Origin of the sequence: Sphingomonas populi, from assembly GCF_004208535.1 — a bacterium.
GTDB lineage: Bacteria > Pseudomonadota > Alphaproteobacteria > Sphingomonadales > Sphingomonadaceae > Sphingomonas > Sphingomonas populi.
The window spans coordinates 12,552-33,158 of the sequence record NZ_SGIS01000002.1 but is presented as its reverse complement, the minus strand read 5'-3'; the positions used below and the strand labels follow the sequence as shown (position 1 = coordinate 33,158).

17 protein-coding genes are annotated in these 20,607 nt (G+C 67.0%); 3 read left to right on the top strand and 14 right to left on the bottom strand.

The features are described 5' to 3' along the window. Positions 1-20 precede the first annotated feature (20 nt). Complete coding sequence (locus EWE75_RS01510; RefSeq protein WP_130154942.1) at positions 21-929, bottom strand: alpha/beta hydrolase; 909 nt, start codon at positions 927-929, stop codon at positions 21-23. Positions 930-932: 3 nt separating this feature from the next. Then, entirely contained in the window at positions 933-2,141 is a 1,209-nt protein-coding gene (locus EWE75_RS01505) for an MFS transporter (protein WP_130154941.1), read from the bottom strand. A gap of 103 nt (positions 2,142-2,244) precedes the next feature. Here EWE75_RS01505 and EWE75_RS01500 point away from each other — a divergent pair, with 103 nt between their 5' ends. Then, positions 2,245-3,360, top strand: a complete 1,116-nt coding sequence (locus EWE75_RS01500) for a Gfo/Idh/MocA family protein (RefSeq protein WP_130154940.1) — start codon at positions 2,245-2,247, stop codon at positions 3,358-3,360. Between the two features lie 12 nt (positions 3,361-3,372). Here the strand turns inward: EWE75_RS01500 and EWE75_RS01495 are convergent, their stop codons facing one another. Continuing rightward, positions 3,373-4,740 (bottom strand): L-serine ammonia-lyase, encoded by a 1,368-nt coding sequence (locus EWE75_RS01495; RefSeq protein ID WP_130154939.1) that lies wholly within the window; start codon positions 4,738-4,740, stop codon positions 3,373-3,375. A gap of 62 nt (positions 4,741-4,802) precedes the next feature. Between EWE75_RS01495 and EWE75_RS01490 the strand changes: the two genes are divergently transcribed. Further along, on the top strand, positions 4,803-5,858 hold the full coding sequence (locus EWE75_RS01490) for a sugar phosphate isomerase/epimerase family protein (RefSeq protein ID WP_130154938.1): 1,056 nt from the start codon (positions 4,803-4,805) through the stop codon (positions 5,856-5,858). A 59-nt stretch (positions 5,859-5,917) separates the two neighbouring features. Here EWE75_RS01490 and mce read toward each other — a convergent pair whose 3' ends face one another. Both mce and EWE75_RS01480 read right to left on the bottom strand, forming a co-directional pair. Then, positions 5,918-6,337 carry a methylmalonyl-CoA epimerase gene (gene mce / locus EWE75_RS01485; RefSeq protein ID WP_130154937.1) on the bottom strand — a complete coding sequence of 140 codons (420 nt, stop codon included), beginning with the start codon at positions 6,335-6,337 and terminating at the stop codon, positions 5,918-5,920. 22 nt (positions 6,338-6,359) lie between these two features. Next, positions 6,360-6,887 carry a hypothetical protein gene (locus tag EWE75_RS01480; RefSeq protein WP_130154936.1) on the bottom strand — a complete coding sequence of 176 codons (528 nt, stop codon included), beginning with the start codon at positions 6,885-6,887 and terminating at the stop codon, positions 6,360-6,362. A 134-nt stretch (positions 6,888-7,021) separates the two neighbouring features. Here EWE75_RS01480 and acs point away from each other — a divergent pair, with 134 nt between their 5' ends. Next, positions 7,022-8,962 carry an acetate--CoA ligase gene (gene acs, locus EWE75_RS01475; RefSeq protein WP_130154935.1) on the top strand — a complete coding sequence of 647 codons (1,941 nt, stop codon included), beginning with the start codon at positions 7,022-7,024 and terminating at the stop codon, positions 8,960-8,962. A 3-nt stretch (positions 8,963-8,965) separates the two neighbouring features. Here acs and EWE75_RS01470 read toward each other — a convergent pair whose 3' ends face one another. The 9 genes from EWE75_RS01470 to glgX all read right to left on the bottom strand — a co-directional run bounded on the left by EWE75_RS01470 (position 8,966) and on the right by glgX (position 20,584). Beyond that, positions 8,966-9,943, bottom strand: a complete 978-nt coding sequence (locus EWE75_RS01470) for a fumarylacetoacetate hydrolase family protein (RefSeq protein ID WP_130154934.1) — start codon at positions 9,941-9,943, stop codon at positions 8,966-8,968. A gap of 4 nt (positions 9,944-9,947) precedes the next feature. Next, positions 9,948-10,727: a cyclase family protein gene (locus EWE75_RS01465; protein ID WP_130154933.1), complete on the bottom strand. Its 780-nt coding sequence runs from the start codon at positions 10,725-10,727 to the stop codon at positions 9,948-9,950. Further along, entirely contained in the window at positions 10,724-11,881 is a 1,158-nt protein-coding gene (locus EWE75_RS01460) for an alpha/beta hydrolase family protein (RefSeq protein WP_130154932.1), read from the bottom strand. The genes EWE75_RS01465 and EWE75_RS01460 overlap by 4 nt, the downstream gene beginning before the upstream one ends. A 12-nt stretch (positions 11,882-11,893) precedes the next feature. Continuing rightward, positions 11,894-12,343, bottom strand: a complete 450-nt coding sequence (locus EWE75_RS01455) for a nuclear transport factor 2 family protein (protein WP_231708146.1) — start codon at positions 12,341-12,343, stop codon at positions 11,894-11,896. Next, on the bottom strand, positions 12,343-13,245 hold the full coding sequence (locus EWE75_RS01450) for a VOC family protein (RefSeq protein WP_130154931.1): 903 nt from the start codon (positions 13,243-13,245) through the stop codon (positions 12,343-12,345). Before EWE75_RS01450 ends, EWE75_RS01455 begins: the two co-directional genes overlap by 1 nt. 131 nt (positions 13,246-13,376) lie before the next feature. Continuing rightward, positions 13,377-14,282 carry a LysR family transcriptional regulator gene (locus EWE75_RS01445; RefSeq protein ID WP_130154930.1) on the bottom strand — a complete coding sequence of 302 codons (906 nt, stop codon included), beginning with the start codon at positions 14,280-14,282 and terminating at the stop codon, positions 13,377-13,379. Positions 14,283-14,331: 49 nt separating this feature from the next. Then, complete coding sequence (gene treY, locus EWE75_RS01440) at positions 14,332-16,704, bottom strand: malto-oligosyltrehalose synthase (RefSeq protein ID WP_130154929.1); 2,373 nt, start codon at positions 16,702-16,704, stop codon at positions 14,332-14,334. Then, positions 16,701-18,482 (bottom strand): malto-oligosyltrehalose trehalohydrolase, encoded by a 1,782-nt coding sequence (gene treZ, locus EWE75_RS01435; RefSeq protein WP_130154928.1) that lies wholly within the window; start codon positions 18,480-18,482, stop codon positions 16,701-16,703. The genes treY and treZ overlap by 4 nt, the downstream gene beginning before the upstream one ends. Then, entirely contained in the window at positions 18,479-20,584 is a 2,106-nt protein-coding gene (gene glgX, locus EWE75_RS01430) for a glycogen debranching protein GlgX (RefSeq protein WP_130154927.1), read from the bottom strand. Before glgX ends, treZ begins: the two co-directional genes overlap by 4 nt. Positions 20,585-20,607: the final 23 nt, after the last annotated feature.

The following is a 20,607-nucleotide window of genomic DNA, read 5'->3' as shown; positions in this document are numbered from 1 at the left end:
CTCCGCGTGAGCGGAGGATTTCACCGTGTCCGCAACATCCCGTTTGCTTCCAGCCAGCGCCGGAAACCCTCGATCCAATCGGTCGTGGTGGTTCCCGCCGCGCCAAGCCCGAAGCCGTGGCCGCCACGCTGATAGAGGTGGAACTCGACCGGCGCGTGCGCCTTCGACCAGCTTTTGATCAGGCCGGTGCCACCCTTCCAGAACAAGGGATCGTCGCTCGCCAACGCGACGAACATGGGCGGCGCGCCAGCGGGTACCTGCACGGCATCGAGCGGTCCGTAGATCGGCGCGATGAACGCCGGCCGCGCGGCGGGATCGCCGGCGAGCGCGACACTCAGCGTCGTGAAGGCGCCGGCCGAAAAGCCCATCATACCGATCCGGGCCGGATCGACACGCCATTCGGCGGCGCGGGCGCGAACCAGTTTCAGCGCGGCGATGCCGTCGGCAAGCGCCTCCGGGGGCGTGCCCGCCGGTGGGCGAAAGCTCGCCGGGCCGGTGCCGGTACGGACCGCGATCATCTCGCGACGATAGGTGGCGAAATCGGCCGGCGTCGCGAGCGTGCGATATTTGAGCACGAACGCGGCGATGCCATGATCGGCGAGCCAATGCGCAATTCGGTAGCCCTCGGTATCGATCGCCAGGCCGAGGAAACCGCCGCCCGGCGCGACGATCACCGCCGCGCCGGTCTCGGCCCCGGCGGCTGGCAGCACCGGGGTCAGCGTCGCCTCGGAAACGTTGCGGACGCCGAGATCGCCGTTGATCCACTGCCATTGTTCCGGCGGCATCGCGGGTTTCTTTGGCGTGCCAAGCGCGATTTCAGCCGGCACCTCGGGACGATGTGCCAGCGCGATCGTGAACGCCGGGGCCGCATCGGCGGCGATCGCGGGCGCTGCGGCGAACAGCGCGAGCGCCGCGAGCGTGACTCGCATCGCTCAGCGCGCCGCCAGCGCGGGCGTACGGCCGCGCAGCGATGCCGCGAGCGCGACCAGCGTAATCACCAGCGACGCGATGCCCGTGATCAGGAACGCGCCCTGCATCGATCCGGCGACGAGATCGAGCCGGTGGACGATCAGCGGCGACACGAACTGCCCGAGGAAGAAGGCGCTGCTCCAGATGCCCATGCCGCGCCCGCGATGCGCGAACGGGAATTTGGTCTGCGCCCAGGCGATCAGCGTCGGCACCGCCATACCGGCGGCGGTCTGCTGGAGGCACAGCGACGCGAACAGCACCGGAACCGTCCGCGCCAATCCTAGCCCGGCGAGGCCCAGCCCCATCAGCCCGAGGAAGGTCGCGATCTGCACGGCGTTGCCGCGCCCGGAGAGCAAGCGGAAGATCACCGCGCCGAGCATGATGAACAGGCTGGGGATCGCGGTCATCCGCCCGACCGCGCCGGGATCGTTGATACCGATTTCCTGGAATACGATGCTGCCGTTGACGATGAACACGTAATAGAGCGCCGCGCAGAACAGCGTCGCCACCGCGACCACCGCCGCCGATGCGACCGGAAACGCGCTCGCCGGCGGGGCTTCGGCCGTGTCGACCGTCGCTTCGGGCGGCTTCGGCTCGAACAAATAGCGCACCATCGCGAAGAAGATCGGGAAGGCGACGAGATAGACGAGGAACCCGCCATTCCACCGCATCGAGGCGACCGTGCCCGACAGCAAGATCACGCCCGACGCCAGGAACGGCCCAGCCATGCCTTGCAGAAACAGCCAGTTGCGCCGCCCGCGATCATCCCAGTAATCGCCGATCAGCGTGTTGACGATCGTCAGGATGCCCGCCTCGCACACGCCCAGCATCAGCCGCGTCGCGAGGATCGCATCGAGGCTCTGGAGGAAGAACGGCAAGGTGCCGAACACGCCGTAGAGCAAGGTGCAGCCGAGCAGCAGCGGCCGCCTGCCGAAGCGATCGACGAAGAAGCCCATGAACGGTGCGAGGATCGCGATGGTGAGGCCGGGCGCCGTCACCATCAGCGGCACCTTGGTCTTGGCGTCGGGATCGTCGGCGAAATGCTGGATCATCGCCGCGACGATCGGGAACATCGAGACGATCGCGAAGATCGGCAGAAATCCCGCCGCCACCACCGTAACCCCTTGCGGACGGAGCGTGAGACCTGTGAAGAAGGAGCGTATCGCGCGCATCTATATCCCTCCGATCGGACGGACTGATGCCGCCTCGCTGCTTGACGAACCTGGCGCTAACAAAATAGAATACGAATTACAAATATAACTTTGGAGAGTAAGGATGCGACGGTTACGAATGGGGATGATCGGCGGCGGCCCAGGATCGTTCATCGGCCCGGTCCATCGCATCGCCGCCGAGCTCGACCGCGAGATCGAGCTGGTCGCCGGCGCCTTCTCCAGCGACGCCGGCCGTTCGCGCGCGGCGGGCGAACAATACCGGATCGATCCGAGTCGCGCCTATGCCGACGTTGCAACGCTGATCGCGGGCGAGGCGGCACGCGCGGACGGGGTCGATTTCGTCACGATCGTCAGCCCGAATCACCATCACCTTCCCGCTGCGCGCGCCGCGCTCGCCGCCGGCATCCCGGTGCTGAGCGACAAGCCGGCGACTGCAACGCTGGCGGAAGCGCACGAACTGGCCGATGTGGTGCGCGCAGCCGGCCTCCCTTACGCGCTTACCTACACCTATTCGGGTTATCCCCTGGTGCGCGAGGCGCGCGCGCGGATCGCGGCGGGCGCGCTCGGCACGATCCGCAAGGTCGTGGTCGAATATCCGCAAGGCTGGCTGGCCGGCGAAGCGAGCGGCAAGCAGGCCGAGTGGCGAGTCGATCCGGCGCGCGCGGGCGAAGGCGGCTGCATCGGCGACATCGGCGTGCATGCGCTCCAGCTCGCCGAGTTCGTGACCGGCTTGCGCGTCACCGAACTGCTCGCCGATCTGGCGGCGGTGGTCCCGGGCCGCGCGCTCGACGACGATTGCACCGTGCTGCTGCGCTTCGAGAATGGCGCGCGCGGCGTGCTGCTCGCCTCACAGATCGAGGTTGGCGAACTCAACGGCCTGCGCATCCGCGCCTATGGCGACCGGGGCGGCCTCGTCTGGAAGCAGGAAGAGCCGAACAGCCTGACGCTCTACGATCTCGATGGCGGCTGCTCGGTGGTGCGCGCCGGCACCGGGTTGCTCGGCGCCGACGCGGCGGCGCGCACGCGCACGCCGGGCGGGCATCCCGAGGGCTATCTGGAGGCGTTCGCCAATCTCTACCGGGATTTCGCGGCGCTGCTGCGCGGCGAGCCGGCACCGCTGCTGCCCGGCATCGAAGATGGCCTGCGCGGCATGGCGTTCATCGCGATCGCAGTCGCCGCCAGCCGCGATCGCGCCGGCTGGGTGCCATTCGGCGTCTGAGCAATGCCCGGCTCAACACTCGACGACGTTGACGGCAAGGCCCCCGAGCGAGGTTTCCTTGTAGCGTTCGGACATGTCGAGCCCGGTGCGGCGCATCGTCTCGATCACCTGATCGAGACTGACGCGGTGGGTGCCATCGCCAAGCATCGCCAGCCGGGTCGCCTCAATCGCCTTGATCGAGCCGACCGCATTGCGCTCGATACACGGCACCTGCACCAGCCCGGCGACCGGATCACAGGTGAGGCCAAGGTTGTGCTCCATGCCGATCTCGGCGGCATTCTCGATCTGCTCCGGGGTCGCGCCCAGCGCGGCAGCCAGCCCAGCCGCCGCCATCGAGCAGGCGACGCCGACCTCACCCTGACAGCCGACCTCGGCGCCCGAGATCGAGGCGTTCTCCTTGAACAGAAAGCCAATCGCCGCTGCCGTCAGCAGGAAATCCTCCACCCCGCGCGGCGTCGCGCTCGGCGCGAAGCGTTCGTAATAGCGCAGCACCGCCGGCACGATTCCCGCCGCGCCGTTGGTCGGCGCGGTGACGACCTTGCCGCCCGCGGCATTCTCCTCGTTCACCGCGAGCGCCCACAGGTTGATCCAGTCGATCACCGTCAGCGGATCGGCGAGCGCGCGTTCCTGCCGCGCGACCAACGTGCGGTGGATGCCGGGCGCGCGCCGCTTGACGCGCAAGCCGCCGGGCAGTTCGGCCATGTCGGAGCGGATACCGCGATCGATACACGCCGCCATCGCGTCGCGGATTTCCGCCAGCCGCGCCGAGACTTCCTCGGGCGCAAGCGTGGCTTCCTCATTCTCGCGCATCAGCGCCGCGATCGTCTTGCCGGTGCGCAAGGCGAGCGCGAGCAGCTCGTCACCCGAGCGGAAGCGGTTGGGCACGTCCCAGCCGCCTTCGGGCGCGGCATTGCGGCCGATCTCGTCCTGATCGAGCACCGCACCGCCGCCGATCGAATAATAGGTGCGGCGCAGCGTCTCCGCGCCGCTCGCGTCGAACGCGGCGAAGGTCATCGCATTGCTGTGAAAATCGAGCCGTTCGCGCGGGCGAAACAGCAGGTCGGTGGCTTCGTCGAATGCGACCTCGCGGGTGCCGCCGAGCATCAGCCGCCGGTTGGCGCGGATCGCGGCGACCTCGGTATCGGCGACATCGGGGTCGATCGTCGCAGGGACATGCCCGGCAAGGCCGAGCAGGATCGCGCGATCGGTGGCATGGCCCTTGCCCGTCAGCGCGAGCGAGCCGAACAGCAGCACTTCGACGCGCGCCGTGCCCTCGCCCGCAAGGCGCGCGAAATCGGCGGCGGCGCGCATCGGCCCCATCGTATGCGAACTCGACGGACCCACGCCGATCTTGAACAGGTCGAAGGTGCTGCTGACCATGCTGCGCCGCCTATCAGCTTGGCGCCCCACAAGCTTCCCTTTTCTGACACGAGGACCACAGCATGAAGACCATCAAGGGACCGGCGATCTTCCTCGCCCAGTTCGCGGGCGATGCCGCGCCGTTCAACACGCTGGACAGCATCACCACCTGGGCGGCTGGCCTCGGCTACAAGGGCGTGCAGATCCCGAGCTGGGACGCGCGTCTGTTCGATCTCGCCAAGGCGGCCGACAGTCAGGACTATTGCGACGAAGTGCTCGGTCTGCTCGCCGGCAAGGGCCTGACGCTGACCGAGCTATCGACCCATCTGCAAGGCCAGCTCGTCGCGGTGCATCCGGCCTATGACGCGCAGTTCGACGGTTTCGCCGCCGAGCATGTTCGCGGCAATCCGGTGGCGCGGCAGCAATGGGCGGTCGAGCAGATGCATCTCGCCGCGCGCGCCAGCCGCCGGCTTGGCCTCACCACCCACGCGAGTTTCTCGGGCGCGCTGGCCTGGCCCTATATCTATCCGTGGCCGCAACGCCCCGCCGGTCTGGTCGAGGATGCGTTCGACGAACTCGCGCGGCGCTGGAAGCCGATCCTCGACGTGTTCGATGAGAACGGTGTCGATATCGGCTATGAAATCCACCCCGGCGAGGATCTGCACGACGGTGTCACGTTCGAGATGTTCCTGGAGCGAGTCGGCAACCATCCCCGCGCCAACATCCTCTACGATCCGTCGCATTTCGTGCTGCAACAGCTCGATTATCTCGCCTTCCTCGACATCTATCACGAGCGCGTGAAGTGCTTCCACGTCAAGGACGCCGAATTCCGCCCGAACGGGCGCTCGGGCGTGTACGGCGGCTATCAGCGCTGGGTCGATCGGCCCGGTCGCTTCCGCTCGCTCGGCGACGGGCAGGTCGATTTCGCGCAGATCTTTTCGAAGATGGCGCAATATGATTTCGCCGGCTGGGCGGTGCTCGAATGGGAATGCGCGCTCAAGCATCCCGAGCAAGGCGCGGCCGAGGGCGCGCCGTTCATCGCCAAGCACATCATCCGCGTGACCGACCACGCCTTCGACGATTTCGCCGCCGGCGGCAGCGACCGCGCGCTCAACGCGCGGATCATGGGAATCGGCTAACGCTGGGGCGAACCCGTTCCATGTGACCCCGCAGGATCACCGTGGAACGGGCACGCCGATCAATGCGTGCCTGCGGGCGTCTCCATGATTTCGGTCAGCACGCCACCCATGTCCTTGGGGTGGACGAAGAACACCAAGGTGCCATGCGCGCCGATGCGCGGTTCGCCGAGCACGCGCGCGCCCTTGCCCTCGAACCAGGTCTTCGCGGCGTGGATGTCGGGCACCTCGTAGCAGACATGATGCTGCCCGCCCGCCGGGTTCTTGGCGATGAAACCGTGGATCGGCGACGCTTCGCCGAGCGGCTCGATCAGCTCGATCTGCGCGTTGGGGGTATCGACGAAGCACACTTTCACGCCCTGCGCGGGCAGATCGAACGGTTCGCCGATCGTCGTCGCGCCGAGCACGTCGCGGTAGAGCGCGATCGACGCGTCGATCGATGGCGTCGCCACGCCGATATGATTGAGCCGTCCGAGCTTCATGTCTCTCTCCCCGTTTTATGAATCAATTGTCAGCGTCGTCCGACTTCGCGGCGGGCGGTGGCGGCGGCGGCGCGGGCATTTGGCCAAACACATAGCCGCACGCCTCGACCGTCTGGCGGATCGGCGCTTCGCTGCCCGGCCCGGCGAACACCGCATCGACCGGCAGGTTGGCGGGATCGATCGCGCGGACCTTGATCGACTTGGCATGCGCGATCGCCACCGTCAGCGTCGTCACCACCCCATCCTGCGCGGTGTACGCGCCGCCGCCGGGAAACTCCCAGTTGATGCCGAGCGCCGGGCCATTGTCGGCAGTGATCGTCACCGGGCGCGGCGATGCCTTGGCGAACGGCGGCTTGGGAATGAACTGGACCGAAACCGCGTTGGTGCCGGGCGCGCTACGGTCGCACCGCACCACCAGCCGCGCGTTGCCATCCGCGCTGTGCGTCGAGACCGAGGTCGAGCCGAGATGCGTCGTCGGATCGATCTTCGCCACGGTCGTCCAGCCGGCCGGTTCCGGCACGGCGGCCTGGAGCAACAACATCAGGATCATGGTTCGCCCTTTCGTCCCCCGCGATAGCGGTGGCGCACGCTTGGCAAATGCGCGGCGCCAAAACAAGACCGCCGCACGCGCGGCTGCTTGCAACGCGGCCCCCTCATCGGCAAAGGGCTGCTCAGGAGATCGGTATGTCAGAACAGAGCCTTTACCCCGTGCCCGCAGAGTGGGCGAAGCGCGCGCGCGTGGATGCCGAGGGGTATGACAAGCTCTATGGCCGCTCGCTCGCTGATCCGGGCAGTTTCTGGCTCGAACAGGCGCGCCGGCTCGACTGGATCAAGCGGCCCGAGATCGCCGGCGACTGGTCGTTCGACGAGGCCGATTTCCACATCCAATGGTTCGCCGACGGCAAGCTCAACGTCGCGGCCAATTGCATCGACCGCCATCTCGCCAAGCGCGCCGACCAGATCGCGCTGATCTGGGAACCGGACGATCCCAAGGCCGAGCCGCGCCGCTTCACCTACGCCGAGTTGCACACCGAAGTCTGCCGCTTTGCCAACGTGCTGAAGGCGCAGGGCGTCGCCAAGGGCGACCGCGTCACCGTGTATCTGCCGATGATTCCCGAGGCGGCGTTCGCCCTGCTCGCCTGCGCGCGAGTCGGCGCGATTCATTCGGTGGTGTTCGGCGGCTTCTCGCCCGAGGCGCTGGCCGGCCGGATCACCGATTGCGACAGCCGCATCGTCATCACCGCCGACGAAGGCCGGCGCGGCGGCAAGGCCGTGCCGCTCAAGGCCAATGTCGATGCCTGCGCCGCGCACGCGCCTGCCCTCAAGCAGGTGATCGTGGTGCGCGCGACCGGCGGCGCGGTGACGATGCAGCCGGGCCGCGACGTGTGGTATCACGAGGCGGCGGCGAGCGTATCGACCGTCTGCCCGCCCGAACCGATGGGCGCCGAAGACCCGTTGTTCCTGCTCTACACCTCGGGCTCCACCGGCCAGCCCAAGGGCGTGCTGCACACCTCGGGCGGCTATCTGCTGTGGGCGAGCCTGACCCACGAACTGGCGTTCGATTATCGCGCGGGCGATGTCTGGTGGTGCGCCGCCGATATCGGCTGGGTGACCGGGCACAGCTACGTTATCTATGGCCCGCTCGCCAATGGCGCGACGACCTTGATGTACGAGGGCCTGCCCAATTGGCCCGACGCGAGCCGCATCTGGGAGGTCTGCGACCGCCATCAGGTCCACACCGTCTACACCGCCCCCACTGCCTTGCGCGCGCTGATGAAAGACGGCGACGAATTCGTCACCAAGACCAGCCGAAAGTCGCTCAAGCTGCTCGGCACGGTCGGCGAGCCGATCAACCCCGAGGCTTGGCGCTGGTATCACGATATCGTCGGCGAGGGCCGCTGCCCGGTCATCGATACCTGGTGGCAGACCGAGACCGGCGGCGCGATGATCGCCCCCCTGCCCGGCGCGACCGCGCTCAAGCCCGGCTCGGCGACCAAGCCGATGCCCGGCGTCGATCTCCAGATCGTCGACACCGAGGGCCAGGTGCTGACCGGCGCGACCGAGGGCAATCTCGTCATCGCGCGGAGCTGGCCCGGCCAGATGCGGACCGTCTGGGGCGATCACGACCGCTTCTTCCAGACCTATTTCACCACCTATCGCGGCAAATATTTCACCGGCGATGGCTGCCGACGCGATGAAGACGGCTATTATTGGATCACCGGGCGCGTCGATGATGTCATCAACGTGTCCGGACATCGCATGGGCACCGCCGAGGTCGAAAGCGCGCTGGTGCTACACCCGCAGGTCGCCGAGGCGGCGGTGGTCGGCATGCCGCACGAGATCAAGGGTCAGGGCATCTATGCCTATGTGACGCTCAACGCCGGCGAGACGCCGTCCGACGATCTGCGCCGCGATCTGGTCAAATGGGTCCGCACCGAGATCGGCCCGATCGCCACCCCCGACAAGCTGCAATTCGCCCCCGGCCTGCCCAAGACGCGCAGCGGCAAGATCATGCGCCGCATTCTGCGCAAGATCGCAGAAGGCGATGTCTCCGCGCTCGGCGATACATCGACGCTGGCCGATCCGGCGGTGGTCGATGATCTGGTGGCGAACCGGGTCGGATAACGGTTAGATTGTTTGTCCGCGCACCGCGACGCGCTGTTCGATCACCCCGAACGGCGCGCCGCCATTGCCCGCGCGCGCTTCCATGCGGATCGTGTCGCCGTCGGCCATGAAGCGCGTGGCGGGCGCACCGCTCGCGATGATCTCGATCGCGCGGCGTTCCGAGATGCAAGACGAGCCGACCTCGGCATAATTCGCGTTCGAGACGGTGCCCGAACCGATGATCGTCCCGGCGACCAGATCGCGCGTGCGTGCGGCGTGGGCGACCAGTTCAGGAAAGCTCCACTGCATCTCCACGCCGTTGGCTGCGCCGAAGCGCTCGCCGTTCCAATCGACCAGCAAATCCATCGCCACCCGCCCGTCGCGCCAGTCGGCGCCGAGCGCATCGGGCGTCACCGCGAACGGCGCGACGCTGCACGGTGGCTTGGCCTGCACCCAGCCGAACCCGGTCTTCATCTCGATCGGCGCGACCGCGCGGAGCGACCAGTCGTTGATCTGGACGATCAGCCGGATGTGCGCCGCCGCCTGTTCGGGCGAGACGCCCATCGGCACCGCATCGACGATCACGCCGAACTCGCCTTCGAAATCGATGCCGAGCGCCGGATCGGGAAACGGTACGTCGTCGCGCGGGCCGTAGAAGCGATCGGAGATGCCTTGATACATCAACGGGCGATCGGTCGGCACCGGGTCCAGGCCGAACGCGACCTGCATCAGTTCGCCATGCGTCGCGAAGGCCGAGCCGTCGAGCCATTGCCACGAGCGCGGTAGCGGCGCGGCGAGGGTCGCGGCATCGAGCGGATCGCCCTCGCCTGCCTCCAGCACATCGGCGAGCGCACGCAACGCCGGCTCGGCCGTGTCCCAGCGTTCGATCGCGGCAACCAGATTGGGCAAATCCGGTCCGGCGGAGCGGCAACGCGCGCCGTCTGTGGAGACGACGATCAGTTCGCCGTCGGGCGAACCGTCGCGGCGGGTGGCAAGGCGCATGCGCTTATTCCTCGAAGATCGCGACGGCGCGGGTCCAGCCGGCCGAGCCGCCCTTAACCTTGTGCGGGAAGCACGAGACGGTGAAGCCGTGCGCCGGCAGCGCCTCGAGATTGTGCAGCTTTTCGAGGTGACAATAGCCGATGTCGCGGCCAGCCTTATGCCCCTCCCAGATCAGCGACGTGTCGCCGGTCTCGGCGACCTTCTTCGCGGTGTAGCTGAACGGCGCGTCCCAGCTCCACGCATCGGTGCCGGTCACGCGCACGCCGCGCTCGGTAAGGTACATCGTCGCTTCGTACCCCATGCCGCAGCCGATGTTGACGAAATTGGGATCGCCGAGCGCGCCGCCCGCGCGGGTGTTGACCAAAACGATGTCGAGCGGCTGAAGATCATAGTCGATCCGCGCCAGTTCCGCTTCCACCTCTTCCGCCGTCACGACATGGCCGTCGTCGAAATGGCGGAAATCGAGCTTTACGCCGGGGCGGAAGCACCAGTCGAGCGGCACTTCGTCGATCGTGATCGCGCGTTCGCCGCCGTCCATCGTCGGGTGGAAGTGATAGGGCGCGTCGAGGTGCGTGCCGTTGTGCGTCGACATCGTCACCATCTCCGCCGCCGCGAAACCGGCGCCGTCCGGCGTCTGGTCCGCCGTCACGCCGGGAAAGAAATGCTGGAGTTCGGTGACGGTCTCACCGTGCGTCTGATAGGTGATCTTGGGCCGCATGAACGGCGGATCAGTGATGACGTCGTTTTCGAGCGTGATCGACAGATCGACGAAACGGCGGCTCATGCGGTGTGCCCTCCCAGCGTATCGGCGAACCAGTCGGCGATATAGTCGCGGCCATAGGCCATGTTGTCGGCGCCGACATGCTCGACGCCGCCCTCGCGCGGGGTGAAGATCTTCAATTCGCGCTGCGGGCTGCTGGTGAGCTGGTCATAGGCCTGATGCGCGTAATCGAGCGCGATCTGACGGTCCTTCTCGCCGTGGGTGACGAGGAACGGCACGGTGATCCGCTGCATCACCCCGTCGAGCGTCATCGCGGCGGATTTGGCGTGGAAATCCTCCATGTCCGTCGCGCCGAACGCCCACATCACATGCGCCCAATAATGCGGCACCGGGTTCTCGCCCTCACGCCGCAAGCGCTTCTGCTGGACCTCGGCCCAATTGTGGTTCGCGCCCCATACCGCACCGCTGGCGAAGCGCGGTTCGAACGCGACCGCGCGCGGCGCGAAATGGCCGCCGAGCGAAATGCCGGTCATGCCGATCCGTTTGGCATCGACATCGGGCTGGATCTCAAGCCAATCGACCGCCTTAGACGCCCAATGCTCACTGTGCGGATCGACCGACAGATTCTGGAGGCGCAATGCCTCGCCGCTGCCGGGTTGATCGACGCACAACGTCGAAATGCCGCGCCGCGCCAGCGCATCGGGCAGCCACGACCAGAACAGCAGTTCCTTGCAGCTATCGAGGCCGTTGCAATACACGACGGCGGGATGCGGCCCCTCGCCCGGCGCGCGCGTCCACAGCGCCGGCATCGTGCCGGTTTCGAGCGGGATCTCAACCCGCTCCCGGTTGGCCTTGCCCAGCAACGTCGCCTTGTCGAACGTCGCGAGCGCCTTGGCGTAGGTTTCCTTGCGACCGGGATGGCCGTGGCCCTGCATCCGCTCGGCGGTGATGAGGTACAAAGCCGCACGATCGAGCTTGGCGGCGGCGGAGAAGCCACGCCCGCGCGCCTCGTCCTCGGCGGCGAGACCGATCAGCTTGTCCGCCATCGCCACCCACTGCGCCATGAACGCAGGCGTGCCGGCATCGGCGCCGTTCGCCGCCGCATCGCGGATCGGCTGGCACATATCGACGATCTCGCCGACGCGCCCGCCGCTTTCGAGCGCAATCGCGACCGACAGATTCCAGATGTAATTGGGGAAGAGTTCGAGAAGCGCCATTGCCTGCCGTTCTTAGAAATAGGGGTGAGGATTGGCCGTGCTGGCGGCGATCGGCTGGATCACGTCCCAATGCTCGACGATCTTGCCGTTCCTGAGCCGGTAGAAATCCGCCACCGCCGCGCCCGGCTTGGTCGGGTCGGCGCTGCCGCGCAGGTGAACTGCCGCCATGTCGCCATCGACGAGGATGCGCTTCACTTCGAAGCGACCGCCCGGCTTGGCGAACATCGGCGCCAGTGCCGCGACCGCGGCGGCGCGACCGTCGGCGATGCCCGGGTTGTGCTGCACATAATCCGGCGCAACGTAGCGTTCGAACGCACCGCGCACATCATGCAAGTCGTAGAAGCGGTGGGCGAAATCGGCCATGATCGCGCGGTTGCGGTCGCCCGCGTGCGCGGCGGGGCGCGCATCGCAGGGAACCGCCGCCATGCACAGCATCGCGGCCATGCCGGCGCGCAGCCGCATTACATCGCCGCCGGCTGGAACAGGCACGGATCGGGCGCGGGATGCGGCATCGTCTGCGGACCGCCGACGCCGGTGCCCCACTGGTCCATCACGGTCGGGCTGGGCGCGTGGACCTTGTCCTCGTGCGTCTCGAAATCGACATGCTCCAGTTCGGAGCTGTATTCGACCGCGAAGCCGCCCGGCGTGGTGAAATAGCTGAACGTGTTGTTGCCGGCGGTGTGTCGCCCCGGCCCCCAGCGGATATCGGTGCCCGCCTTCTTCAACCGGCTGATGCCACGCATCATGTCATCGACCGTGAGCATGTCATACGCGACATGGTTGAGGCACGGCGGCCCCGGCAGGATCGCGACGCGGTGATGCGCCGAATTGCAGCGCAGGAAGCACATGAAATCACCGAGCCAGTCCGACACGCGGAAGCCGAGCACCTCGACGAAGAAGCGCACCATCGCCTTATGATCGGGCGAGTGCAGCACGATATGGCTGATGTTGACCGGCAGCGCGTCCCAACGCGCGATATCGCGGGCGTCGCCGCGCGCGACGTCGCTCGACACCTCGAACGGCAGGCCGTCGGGCGAGAAGAAGCGGAAGCCATAGCCGCCGCCCGGCGCGTCGAGATCGCGCGGCGCATGGACGATCTTGCATCCGGCCGCCACCACCGTGTCGTGGAGCGCATCGACATCGCCGCGCGTATCGGCTGCGAACGCGATCACGTCGACATGGTTGACGTCCGCCTTGCGGAGCCGGACGACATGATGCTCGTCATGGCCGTGGGTCTTGAACCAGGCGGCCTCGTCGGTCGCGGCGACTTCGGCGAGACCCCAATCGTCGGCATAGAAGCGGCGCTCGGCGTCGAAATCGACGACGCCATAGCCGACATAACGAATTTCTGTGACACGGCTCATCTCGGGAACCCTCTCGAATCAAGTGGTACGGCGCGGCAACTGCGCCTCTCCAATGTTGTCGCGTCGGTTTAGCGGGGTCGCGGCCATTTGAACAAATGATTGTATGGATGTTTAAACATCCGCCGGATGGATCAATCGAGCGTAGCGGCTTGCGCTACCAGGCGATCGATCAGCCATTGCAACCCGCCATCGCGTTCGCGTGCGGCATGATATTGCGCCATTTCCAGCATTGGCGGCATAGCCACTGGCAGCGGCGCGATGACGAGTTGAAGGTCGGCGACCAGCTTGCGCGCCAGCCGCTCATGCATCGTCGCGATACGCTGCGTGCCGAGCAGCATCCACGGCACGACGAGGAAGGACGGCGCGACCACCTCGACACGCCGTTCATAGCCAAGCCGATGCGCCTCGAATTCGGCAAAATTGGTCGAATGGCCGCCCAGCTCGACGGCGATATGCCCGCTATCGAGATAGTCGCGCTCGCTCAGGCCGTGCTCGAACCGCGGATTGCCGCGCCACCCGACCGCGACGAAGCGTTCCTCGAACACCAGCCGGGTCGGGTGTTCGGGCGAAAGGAACGGTTCGGGGCCGAGCATCAGGTCGATCTCGCCACGCGCCAGCTTGAGTTCCGCGCCGACCCGCGCGGGGGTGATCTCGATACCGATCTGCGGCGCGTCGCGTTCCAGTTCGGCGAGCAGCGGCGCGACCAGCACCATCGTGATGTAATCCGAGGCGACGATGCGGAACACCCGCTTCGAGGTCGCCGGATCGAACACGTTCGCGGCGGCGATCAGCGACTGCATTCCACCGAGCAGATCGTCGAGCATCGGCGCGAGCATCTGCGCATGCGCGGTCGGGATCATCGCGCGACCGTTGGCGACGAGGATATCGTCGCCGAGCGCCTCGCGCAGCCGTTTGAGTGCGGCGCTCATCGCCGGCTGGCTGAGACCGACACGTTCAGCGGCGCGGGTGACGCTGCGTTCCTCGATCAGCGCGCGTAACGCGACCAGCAGGTTAAGGTCGAAATTCTGGAAACGCACGACAGGCTCCGGCTGCGAAGCCCGTGCATAGAGCGATATGCCCCCGCCGCTAAGAGGCTATGTGGATATGATATGGCGCGGTGACGAACAGGTTCGCAGCCGGCACGGGGTCGGCAAAGTCGATGGTCGTGTCCCCCCACCAATCCGCGTCGGGTGTAGCCCGCCCCGCCGCGATCTGCGCGGACGCCGCCTTGAGCACCACCGCGCACTCCAACCGCTCGGCGCCGTGGGTACGGGTGAAGGCGAGCACATGCCCGGCGCGCGTGCCCGAGACTTCGACCGGCCGATACGCGCCCTCCGCGAACAGCGCCGGCGAGCCGCGCCGCGCCGCGAGCAGCCGCGCGATCAAATGCAGCTTCGATAGCGGATCGCCGTCACGCTCCAGCAGCGCGGACCGCGCCGCATAATCGACCGGGCGGCGATTGTCGGGATCGACCAGGCTCCAGTCGTCCAGCTCGGACCCCTGATAGCAATCGGGCACGCCGGGAACAGTGTTGCGCAGCACCGCGACGACGAGGCTATTGGCGGTCGCCGCCGGCGCGAGCCGCTCCACGAACGCCTCCATATCGGCAATGAACGCGGCGTCAGCCAGCAAGGTATCGACCAATGCGGCGCAGCGTGATTCGTAATCCGCGTCGGGCGCTTCCCACGACGAGCGCAGCTTCGCTTCGCGGAGCGCCTTGGTCTGCCACGCCTTGATGCGGTCGGCATCGATCGGCCAGGCGCCGAACACCGTCTGGAACAGCATGTAGCGATCGGCGGGATCGACCCCGTGCGACCCGCTCCTCGCCACCCAGTCGGCGACGCGTTCCGCCCACAGATCGGGCACGCCACTCAGCACCGCAAGCCGCGCACGGACATCTTCGCCGCGCTTGTGATCGTGCGTGGCGGTGGCGAGCATCGCATGCGGAAAGTCGCGCCCGCGTGCCGCCGTCGCGGCGTGGAACTGCGCGATGTCGAGCGCGAAGTGTTCGGGCGCGAAACCGACATCGTTGGTCGAGAGCAAAACGCCGTGGCGGTAGAATGCGGTATCCTCGACCGCCTTGGCCGCGATCGGCGCGGAGAGTTGCTGGAAACGGCGCACCGCCTCCGCCGCAAGCGCGGCATCGCCCGGCCCGCGCCCGGCGAGCCATTCGACGATATAGCGCGCGATCTCCGCCTCGCCGGGCGGGCAAAAGGCGGCGCTGTCGGCCAGCGCGCGGTCGAGCAGCGCCCCATCGCTCGCCGGGCCATGATTGCCGAGGCCGTAGCTGCGATAGACCGGGAACACCCACAGCAACCGCTCGATCGCGCGGCGCAGCATCGCCGGAGTCACCGCCTCGAACGCAGGGTGGCTGGCGCTCGCCGAACGCGCGAGTGCGACGAACGCGGCGACGCAGCGGTCGGTCTGACTCGCGAACTGCCAGGCGAGCAATTGCTGACGGGCGGCAAGCGCCTCCTCCGCGAAATCGGCGGGGCGGTCGCTGATGCTCTCCCACAGGTCGCCGAGCGGCGCTTCGCCTTCCGGCGCGTGCAGCACGCCCGTCACGTCGCGCATGAAGTCATAGCCGCTGGTGCCATCGAGCCCCCAGTCGCGCGCAAGCGCCTCGTCTTCGGCGAGGATCTTCTCGACGACGATATAGGCGCGCCGCCCGCCGCCGATCGCATCGAAGCGTGCGCGTAGCGTGCGACTATAGCCGGCAGGATCGGTGAGGCCATCGATATGATCGACGCGGACGCCGTCGATCATGCCCTGTTCGAACAGGCGGAAATACAGCGCGTGAGTCGCCTCGAACACCTCAGGGTCTTCGACACGCAGCCCAGCGAGATCGTTGATGGTGAAGAAGCGCCGCCAGTTGAGCTGGTCGTTCGCTGTCCGCCATGAGGCGGGCCGGTAATGCTGCGCCTCGACCAACGTGCGCAGATCGCCGTCCACCGCCACGTCAGGCCGAAGCGGCGGCCCGTCCGCGCCGTACAACCGGAGCGCGCCATCGACCAGTTTGAGGTCGCCCGCCGCGATCACCTCGCCAAGCGGCGCACCGAGGATCGGTAGCAGCAGCGGCTCGCTCCAGTCGATGTCGAACCAGCGCGCGTAGCGGCTGCCCTGCCCGTGGCGCAGCACGTCGTTCCAATAAGCGTTCTCGCCACCCGCCACGCCCATGTGATTGGGCACGATATCGATGACCATGCCCATGCCCCGCGCACGGAGCGCGCCGACGAGACTGCGAAATCCCGCCTCGCCGCCGAGTTCTGGGTTGATCCGGGTCGGATCGATCACGTCATAGCCGTGCGGCGACCCGGAGACGGCGGCGGTGATCGGCGAGGCATAGACATGGCTGATGCCGAGCCGGTCGAGATACGGCAGGATCGCCTCGGCCGCCGCGAAGGGGAAGTCGCGATTGAACTGGAGGCGATAGGTCGCGCGCGGCGGAAAGTCGGTCATGCGGCGTCCTTGATCCAGGCGGCGAAGCTCGCCGGCGCGCCGGGCGTGCCGATCGCATAGAGCGGTGTATCGCTCCGCACAGAGACCGGCTCGGTGCCGAGGTTGATCGCAAGCGTCAGCACCGCACCGTCGCCGAGTGTCCACACCGCCTGAACCGCGCCCTCGCCCAGTACCTCGGCGCCGTCAGCGGTGGCGCCACGCAAACGGGGTACGATCGCTGTATGCCGCAGCGCGAGCAGCTCACGGTAGAGCTCGCGCCAACGGACCGCCTCATCGTGCGGGATCGGGCGCGAGGCTGCGAAGGTCTCGTGGGCGTTGGGATCGGGAATCGTCTCCCGCGCCGATTCGGAGGAGAACGCCTCGAAATGCGCGAACTCCCTGCGCCGGCCGTCGCGCACGATATCGGCAAGCGCGTCGTCGAAATCGGTGAAAAAGTAGAATGGCGTCTGCGATCCCGCCTCGTCGCCCATGAACAGCAACGGGATTTGCGGGCAGAGCAGCAGCAGCGCTGTCGCCGCCGCCAGCCGCTCGGGCGCGACGAGCGTGGTCAGCCGCTCGCCGAGCGCACGGTTGCCGATCTGGTCGTGGTTCTGCAGGAACGCGACGAACGCGGTCGGTGGCAGATGCGCGCTCGGCGTGCCACGCGGGCGACCATCCTGATGCGGCATCCCCTCGCCCTGATAGATGAAGCCTTCGCCGAGACAGCGCGCGAGCTTCTCCGTCGTGCCTTCCGCAAAATCGGCATAATAGCCCTCGCGCTCGCCAGTCAGCAGGACGTGAAGGACGTTGTGAAAATCATCGTTCCACTGCGCGTCGAAGCCATCGTCGCCAAGCCGCGCCGCATCGTTGGACTCATTTTCAAGGACTAGATGGACATGCCGCTCGGGGGCGACGTGCGCGCGGATCTCCGCCGCCATCCGGTCGAGAAACGCCGTGTTGCCGATCGCGTGGACGGCATCGAAACGCAGCCCGTCGAAGCCGTAGTCCGCGATCCACATCAGCGCGTTTTCGACAAAATAAGCCGCGACCTCGGGCCGGTCGACCGCCACCGCGCCACCCCAGGGCGTATCGCGATCGGCATGGAAGAAATCGCCGGCATACGCGCCGAGGTAATTCCCGTCCGGCCCGAAATGGTTGTAGACCACGTCGAGCAGGATCATCAGCCCATGTTCGTGCGCGCGATCGACCAGCGCGCGCAAATCGTGCGGCGAGCCATACGCTTCGGCGGGCGCGAACGGCAGCACGCCATCATAGCCCCAGTTGCGCGAGCCGGCGAACGCGGCGACCGGCATCAGTTCGATCGCGGTGATGCCAAGCTCGGCCAGCGCCGGCAGCGCTTCGGCGACACCGGCATAGCCGCCAAGCACACCGACATGGACTTCCTGGATGACCGCCTCTTCCCACGGACGACCCTGCCACGGCCCCGCCCCCACACCGTTCGTCCCGAGCGAAGTCGAGGGACTGATAGATGACGCATCGCTCTGTGCCTCGACTGCACTCGGCACGAACGGGGTTGGCACGACGACGCTCCAGCCATGCACGCCGCCCGACTGCAATCGCGACGCGGGATCGGGCACCGCCAGATCGGCGTCGAGCCGGAAGCGATAGCGCGTGCCCGCCGGCGCGGTCGCATCGGCCTCGAACCAGCCGCCGTCGCGCGCGCGCATCGCCACCGGCGCGGCGCCGTCGATCTCCAGCGTCACCGCGTCCCGGTCGGGCGCCCATAGCCGGAACAGCGTGGCGCCATCCGCCGAAACGCGCGGTCCCCACAGGCTCATGCGTCTTCCTTGTCCGCCAGCCAGCGGATCAGCACGGCGGCATGCGGCTGCACCGCATAGGTATCGCCGATCGCGATCGGTTCGAGATCGGGCTGCGCGCTATCGATCAGCACCTCGCGATCCGAAAAGGGCGCGGGCAACTGGAAAGTGATCGCGTCGTCGCTCGCATTCATCAACATCGTGATCGCCTCGATCCGCCCATCGTCGAGCGCGACCGCACGCCGCATCGCCAGCGCGCGGCCTTCGGGATTGTCCCAATCCTCGGGCGAGAGCGTATTGCCGCGCTCGTCCCACCATTCGATGTCGTTGATGCCGTAACCGGGCGAGTTCTCGCCATACAGGAAGTTGGCCGAGCGCAGCACCTGATGCTTCTTGCGCAGCGCGATCAGCCGCGACGTGAAGGCATAGAGTGATTGGGCTTCGGGGCTGTCGGCCTGATTCCAGTCGAGCCAGCTTATCTCATTGTCCTGGCAATAGGCGTTGTTGTTGCCGCCCTGCGTGCGTCCGAACTCGTCGCCCGCCACCAGCATCGGCGTGCCGAGCGCGGCGAACAGCGTCACCAGCATCGAACGCTGCACCGTGCCGCGCGTCTTGAGAATGGCGTCGTCGTCGGTCGGCCCCTCGGCGCCCCAGTTGCGCGAGATGTTGTTGTCATGGCCGTCGTTGTTGTTCTCGCCATTGGCCTCGTTGTGGCGCTCCTCATAGGAGACGAGATCGGCGAGCGTGAAGCCGTCATGGCTGGTGACGAAGTTGACGCTCGCCCACGGCCGCCGCGCGCGCCGATCGAACAGATCGCCCGACCCGGACAGCCGCGCGGCGAGATCGCCCCGCTTGCCGGGATCGCCGCGCCAATAGCCGCGCACCGTATCGCGATATTTGTCGTTCCACTCGGCGAAGCCCGGCCCGAAATTGCCGAGCTGATAGCCGCCCATGCCGACGTCCCACGGCTCGGTGATGAGCTTCAACTGGCCGAGGATCGGGTCTTGCCGCAGCACATCGAAGAAGCCGGCGTTGGGATCGAAGCCGGTGTCCGTCCGCCCGAGCGTCAGCCCGAGATCGAAGCGGAAGCCGTCGATCCCGAACGAGGTCGCCCAATAGCGCAGCGAATCCGCGACCATCTGAATGACGCGCGCATGATCGAGCTTGAAGGTGTTGCCGGTGCCGGTGTCGTTGATGCAATAGCGCGGCTGATCGGGCACCAGCCGGTAATAGGTCGCATTGTCGAGGCCGCGCCACGACAGGGTCGGGCCGAGTTCGCTGCCCTCGCAACTATGGTTGTAGACGACGTCGAGGATCACCTCGATCCCGGCCGCGTGCAGCCGCCGCACCGCCAGCCGAAGCTCGTCATGCGAATCGCTGGAGAAATAGCCGGGTTCGGGCGCGAAGAAGCTCAGGCTGTTATAGCCCCAGTAATTGCGCAAACCCCGCTCCTGCAGGAAGCGATCCTGCGTGAAGGCGTGGATCGGCATCAGTTCGAGCGCGGTGACGCCGAGCCGCTTGAGGTGGTCGATCACATGCGGATGCGACAGCGCGGCGAAGGTGCCACGCTCGCGCGGCGGCACGAGATCGAGCAGCTTGGTCAGCCCCTTGGCGTGCGCTTCGTAGATCACCGTCTCGGACCAGGGCGTATTGGGCCGCACATCGCGCGACCAGTCGAACGCGTCGTTGGTGACGATCGCCTTAGGCATCGCCGGCGCGCTATCGCGCTTGTCGAAGCCGAGATCGGCGCGCCGGCCGCGCACCGGATAGCCATGCAGCACGTCGCTCCACTTGATCGCGCCCGACAGCCGGCGCGCATAGGGATCGAGCAGCAGCTTGTTGGGGTTGAAGCGATGCCCCTCCTCGGGGGCATAGCGGCCATAGGCGCGGTAGCCGTACAGCAAGCCCGGCCGCGCATCGGGCAAATAGCCGTGCCAAACCTCGTCGGTCCATTCGGGGAGCGTGTAGCGCGCGATCTCGCGTTTGCCGCTCGGTTCGAACAGGCACAGTTCGATCTTTTCGGCGTGGGCGGAGAAGATCGCGAAATTAACGCCCAGACCATCGAAGGTCGCGCCAAGCGGATACGGAGAACCGCCATCGAGGCGGTCGGCAGTTGGACGCAAGATAGTCTCCCTCAGTCAACGGG

Coding starts and splice junctions, on each gene's coding strand:
- EWE75_RS01510 (WP_130154942.1), bottom strand. CDS start 929: ATGCGAGTCACGCTCGCGGCGCTCGCGCTGTTCGCCGCAGCGCCCGCG.
- EWE75_RS01505 (WP_130154941.1), bottom strand. CDS start 2,141: ATGCGCGCGATACGCTCCTTCTTCACAGGTCTCACGCTCCGTCCGCAA.
- EWE75_RS01500 (WP_130154940.1), top strand. CDS start 2,245: ATGCGACGGTTACGAATGGGGATGATCGGCGGCGGCCCAGGATCGTTC.
- EWE75_RS01495 (WP_130154939.1), bottom strand. CDS start 4,740: ATGGTCAGCAGCACCTTCGACCTGTTCAAGATCGGCGTGGGTCCGTCG.
- EWE75_RS01490 (WP_130154938.1), top strand. CDS start 4,803: ATGAAGACCATCAAGGGACCGGCGATCTTCCTCGCCCAGTTCGCGGGC.
- mce (WP_130154937.1), bottom strand. CDS start 6,337: ATGAAGCTCGGACGGCTCAATCATATCGGCGTGGCGACGCCATCGATC.
- EWE75_RS01480 (WP_130154936.1), bottom strand. CDS start 6,887: ATGATCCTGATGTTGTTGCTCCAGGCCGCCGTGCCGGAACCGGCCGGC.
- acs (WP_130154935.1), top strand. CDS start 7,022: ATGTCAGAACAGAGCCTTTACCCCGTGCCCGCAGAGTGGGCGAAGCGC.
- EWE75_RS01470 (WP_130154934.1), bottom strand. CDS start 9,943: ATGCGCCTTGCCACCCGCCGCGACGGTTCGCCCGACGGCGAACTGATC.
- EWE75_RS01465 (WP_130154933.1), bottom strand. CDS start 10,727: ATGAGCCGCCGTTTCGTCGATCTGTCGATCACGCTCGAAAACGACGTC.
- EWE75_RS01460 (WP_130154932.1), bottom strand. CDS start 11,881: ATGGCGCTTCTCGAACTCTTCCCCAATTACATCTGGAATCTGTCGGTC.
- EWE75_RS01455 (WP_231708146.1), bottom strand. CDS start 12,343: ATGCGGCTGCGCGCCGGCATGGCCGCGATGCTGTGCATGGCGGCGGTT.
- EWE75_RS01450 (WP_130154931.1), bottom strand. CDS start 13,245: ATGAGCCGTGTCACAGAAATTCGTTATGTCGGCTATGGCGTCGTCGAT.
- treY (WP_130154929.1), bottom strand. CDS start 16,704: ATGACCGACTTTCCGCCGCGCGCGACCTATCGCCTCCAGTTCAATCGC.
- treZ (WP_130154928.1), bottom strand. CDS start 18,482: ATGAGCCTGTGGGGACCGCGCGTTTCGGCGGATGGCGCCACGCTGTTC.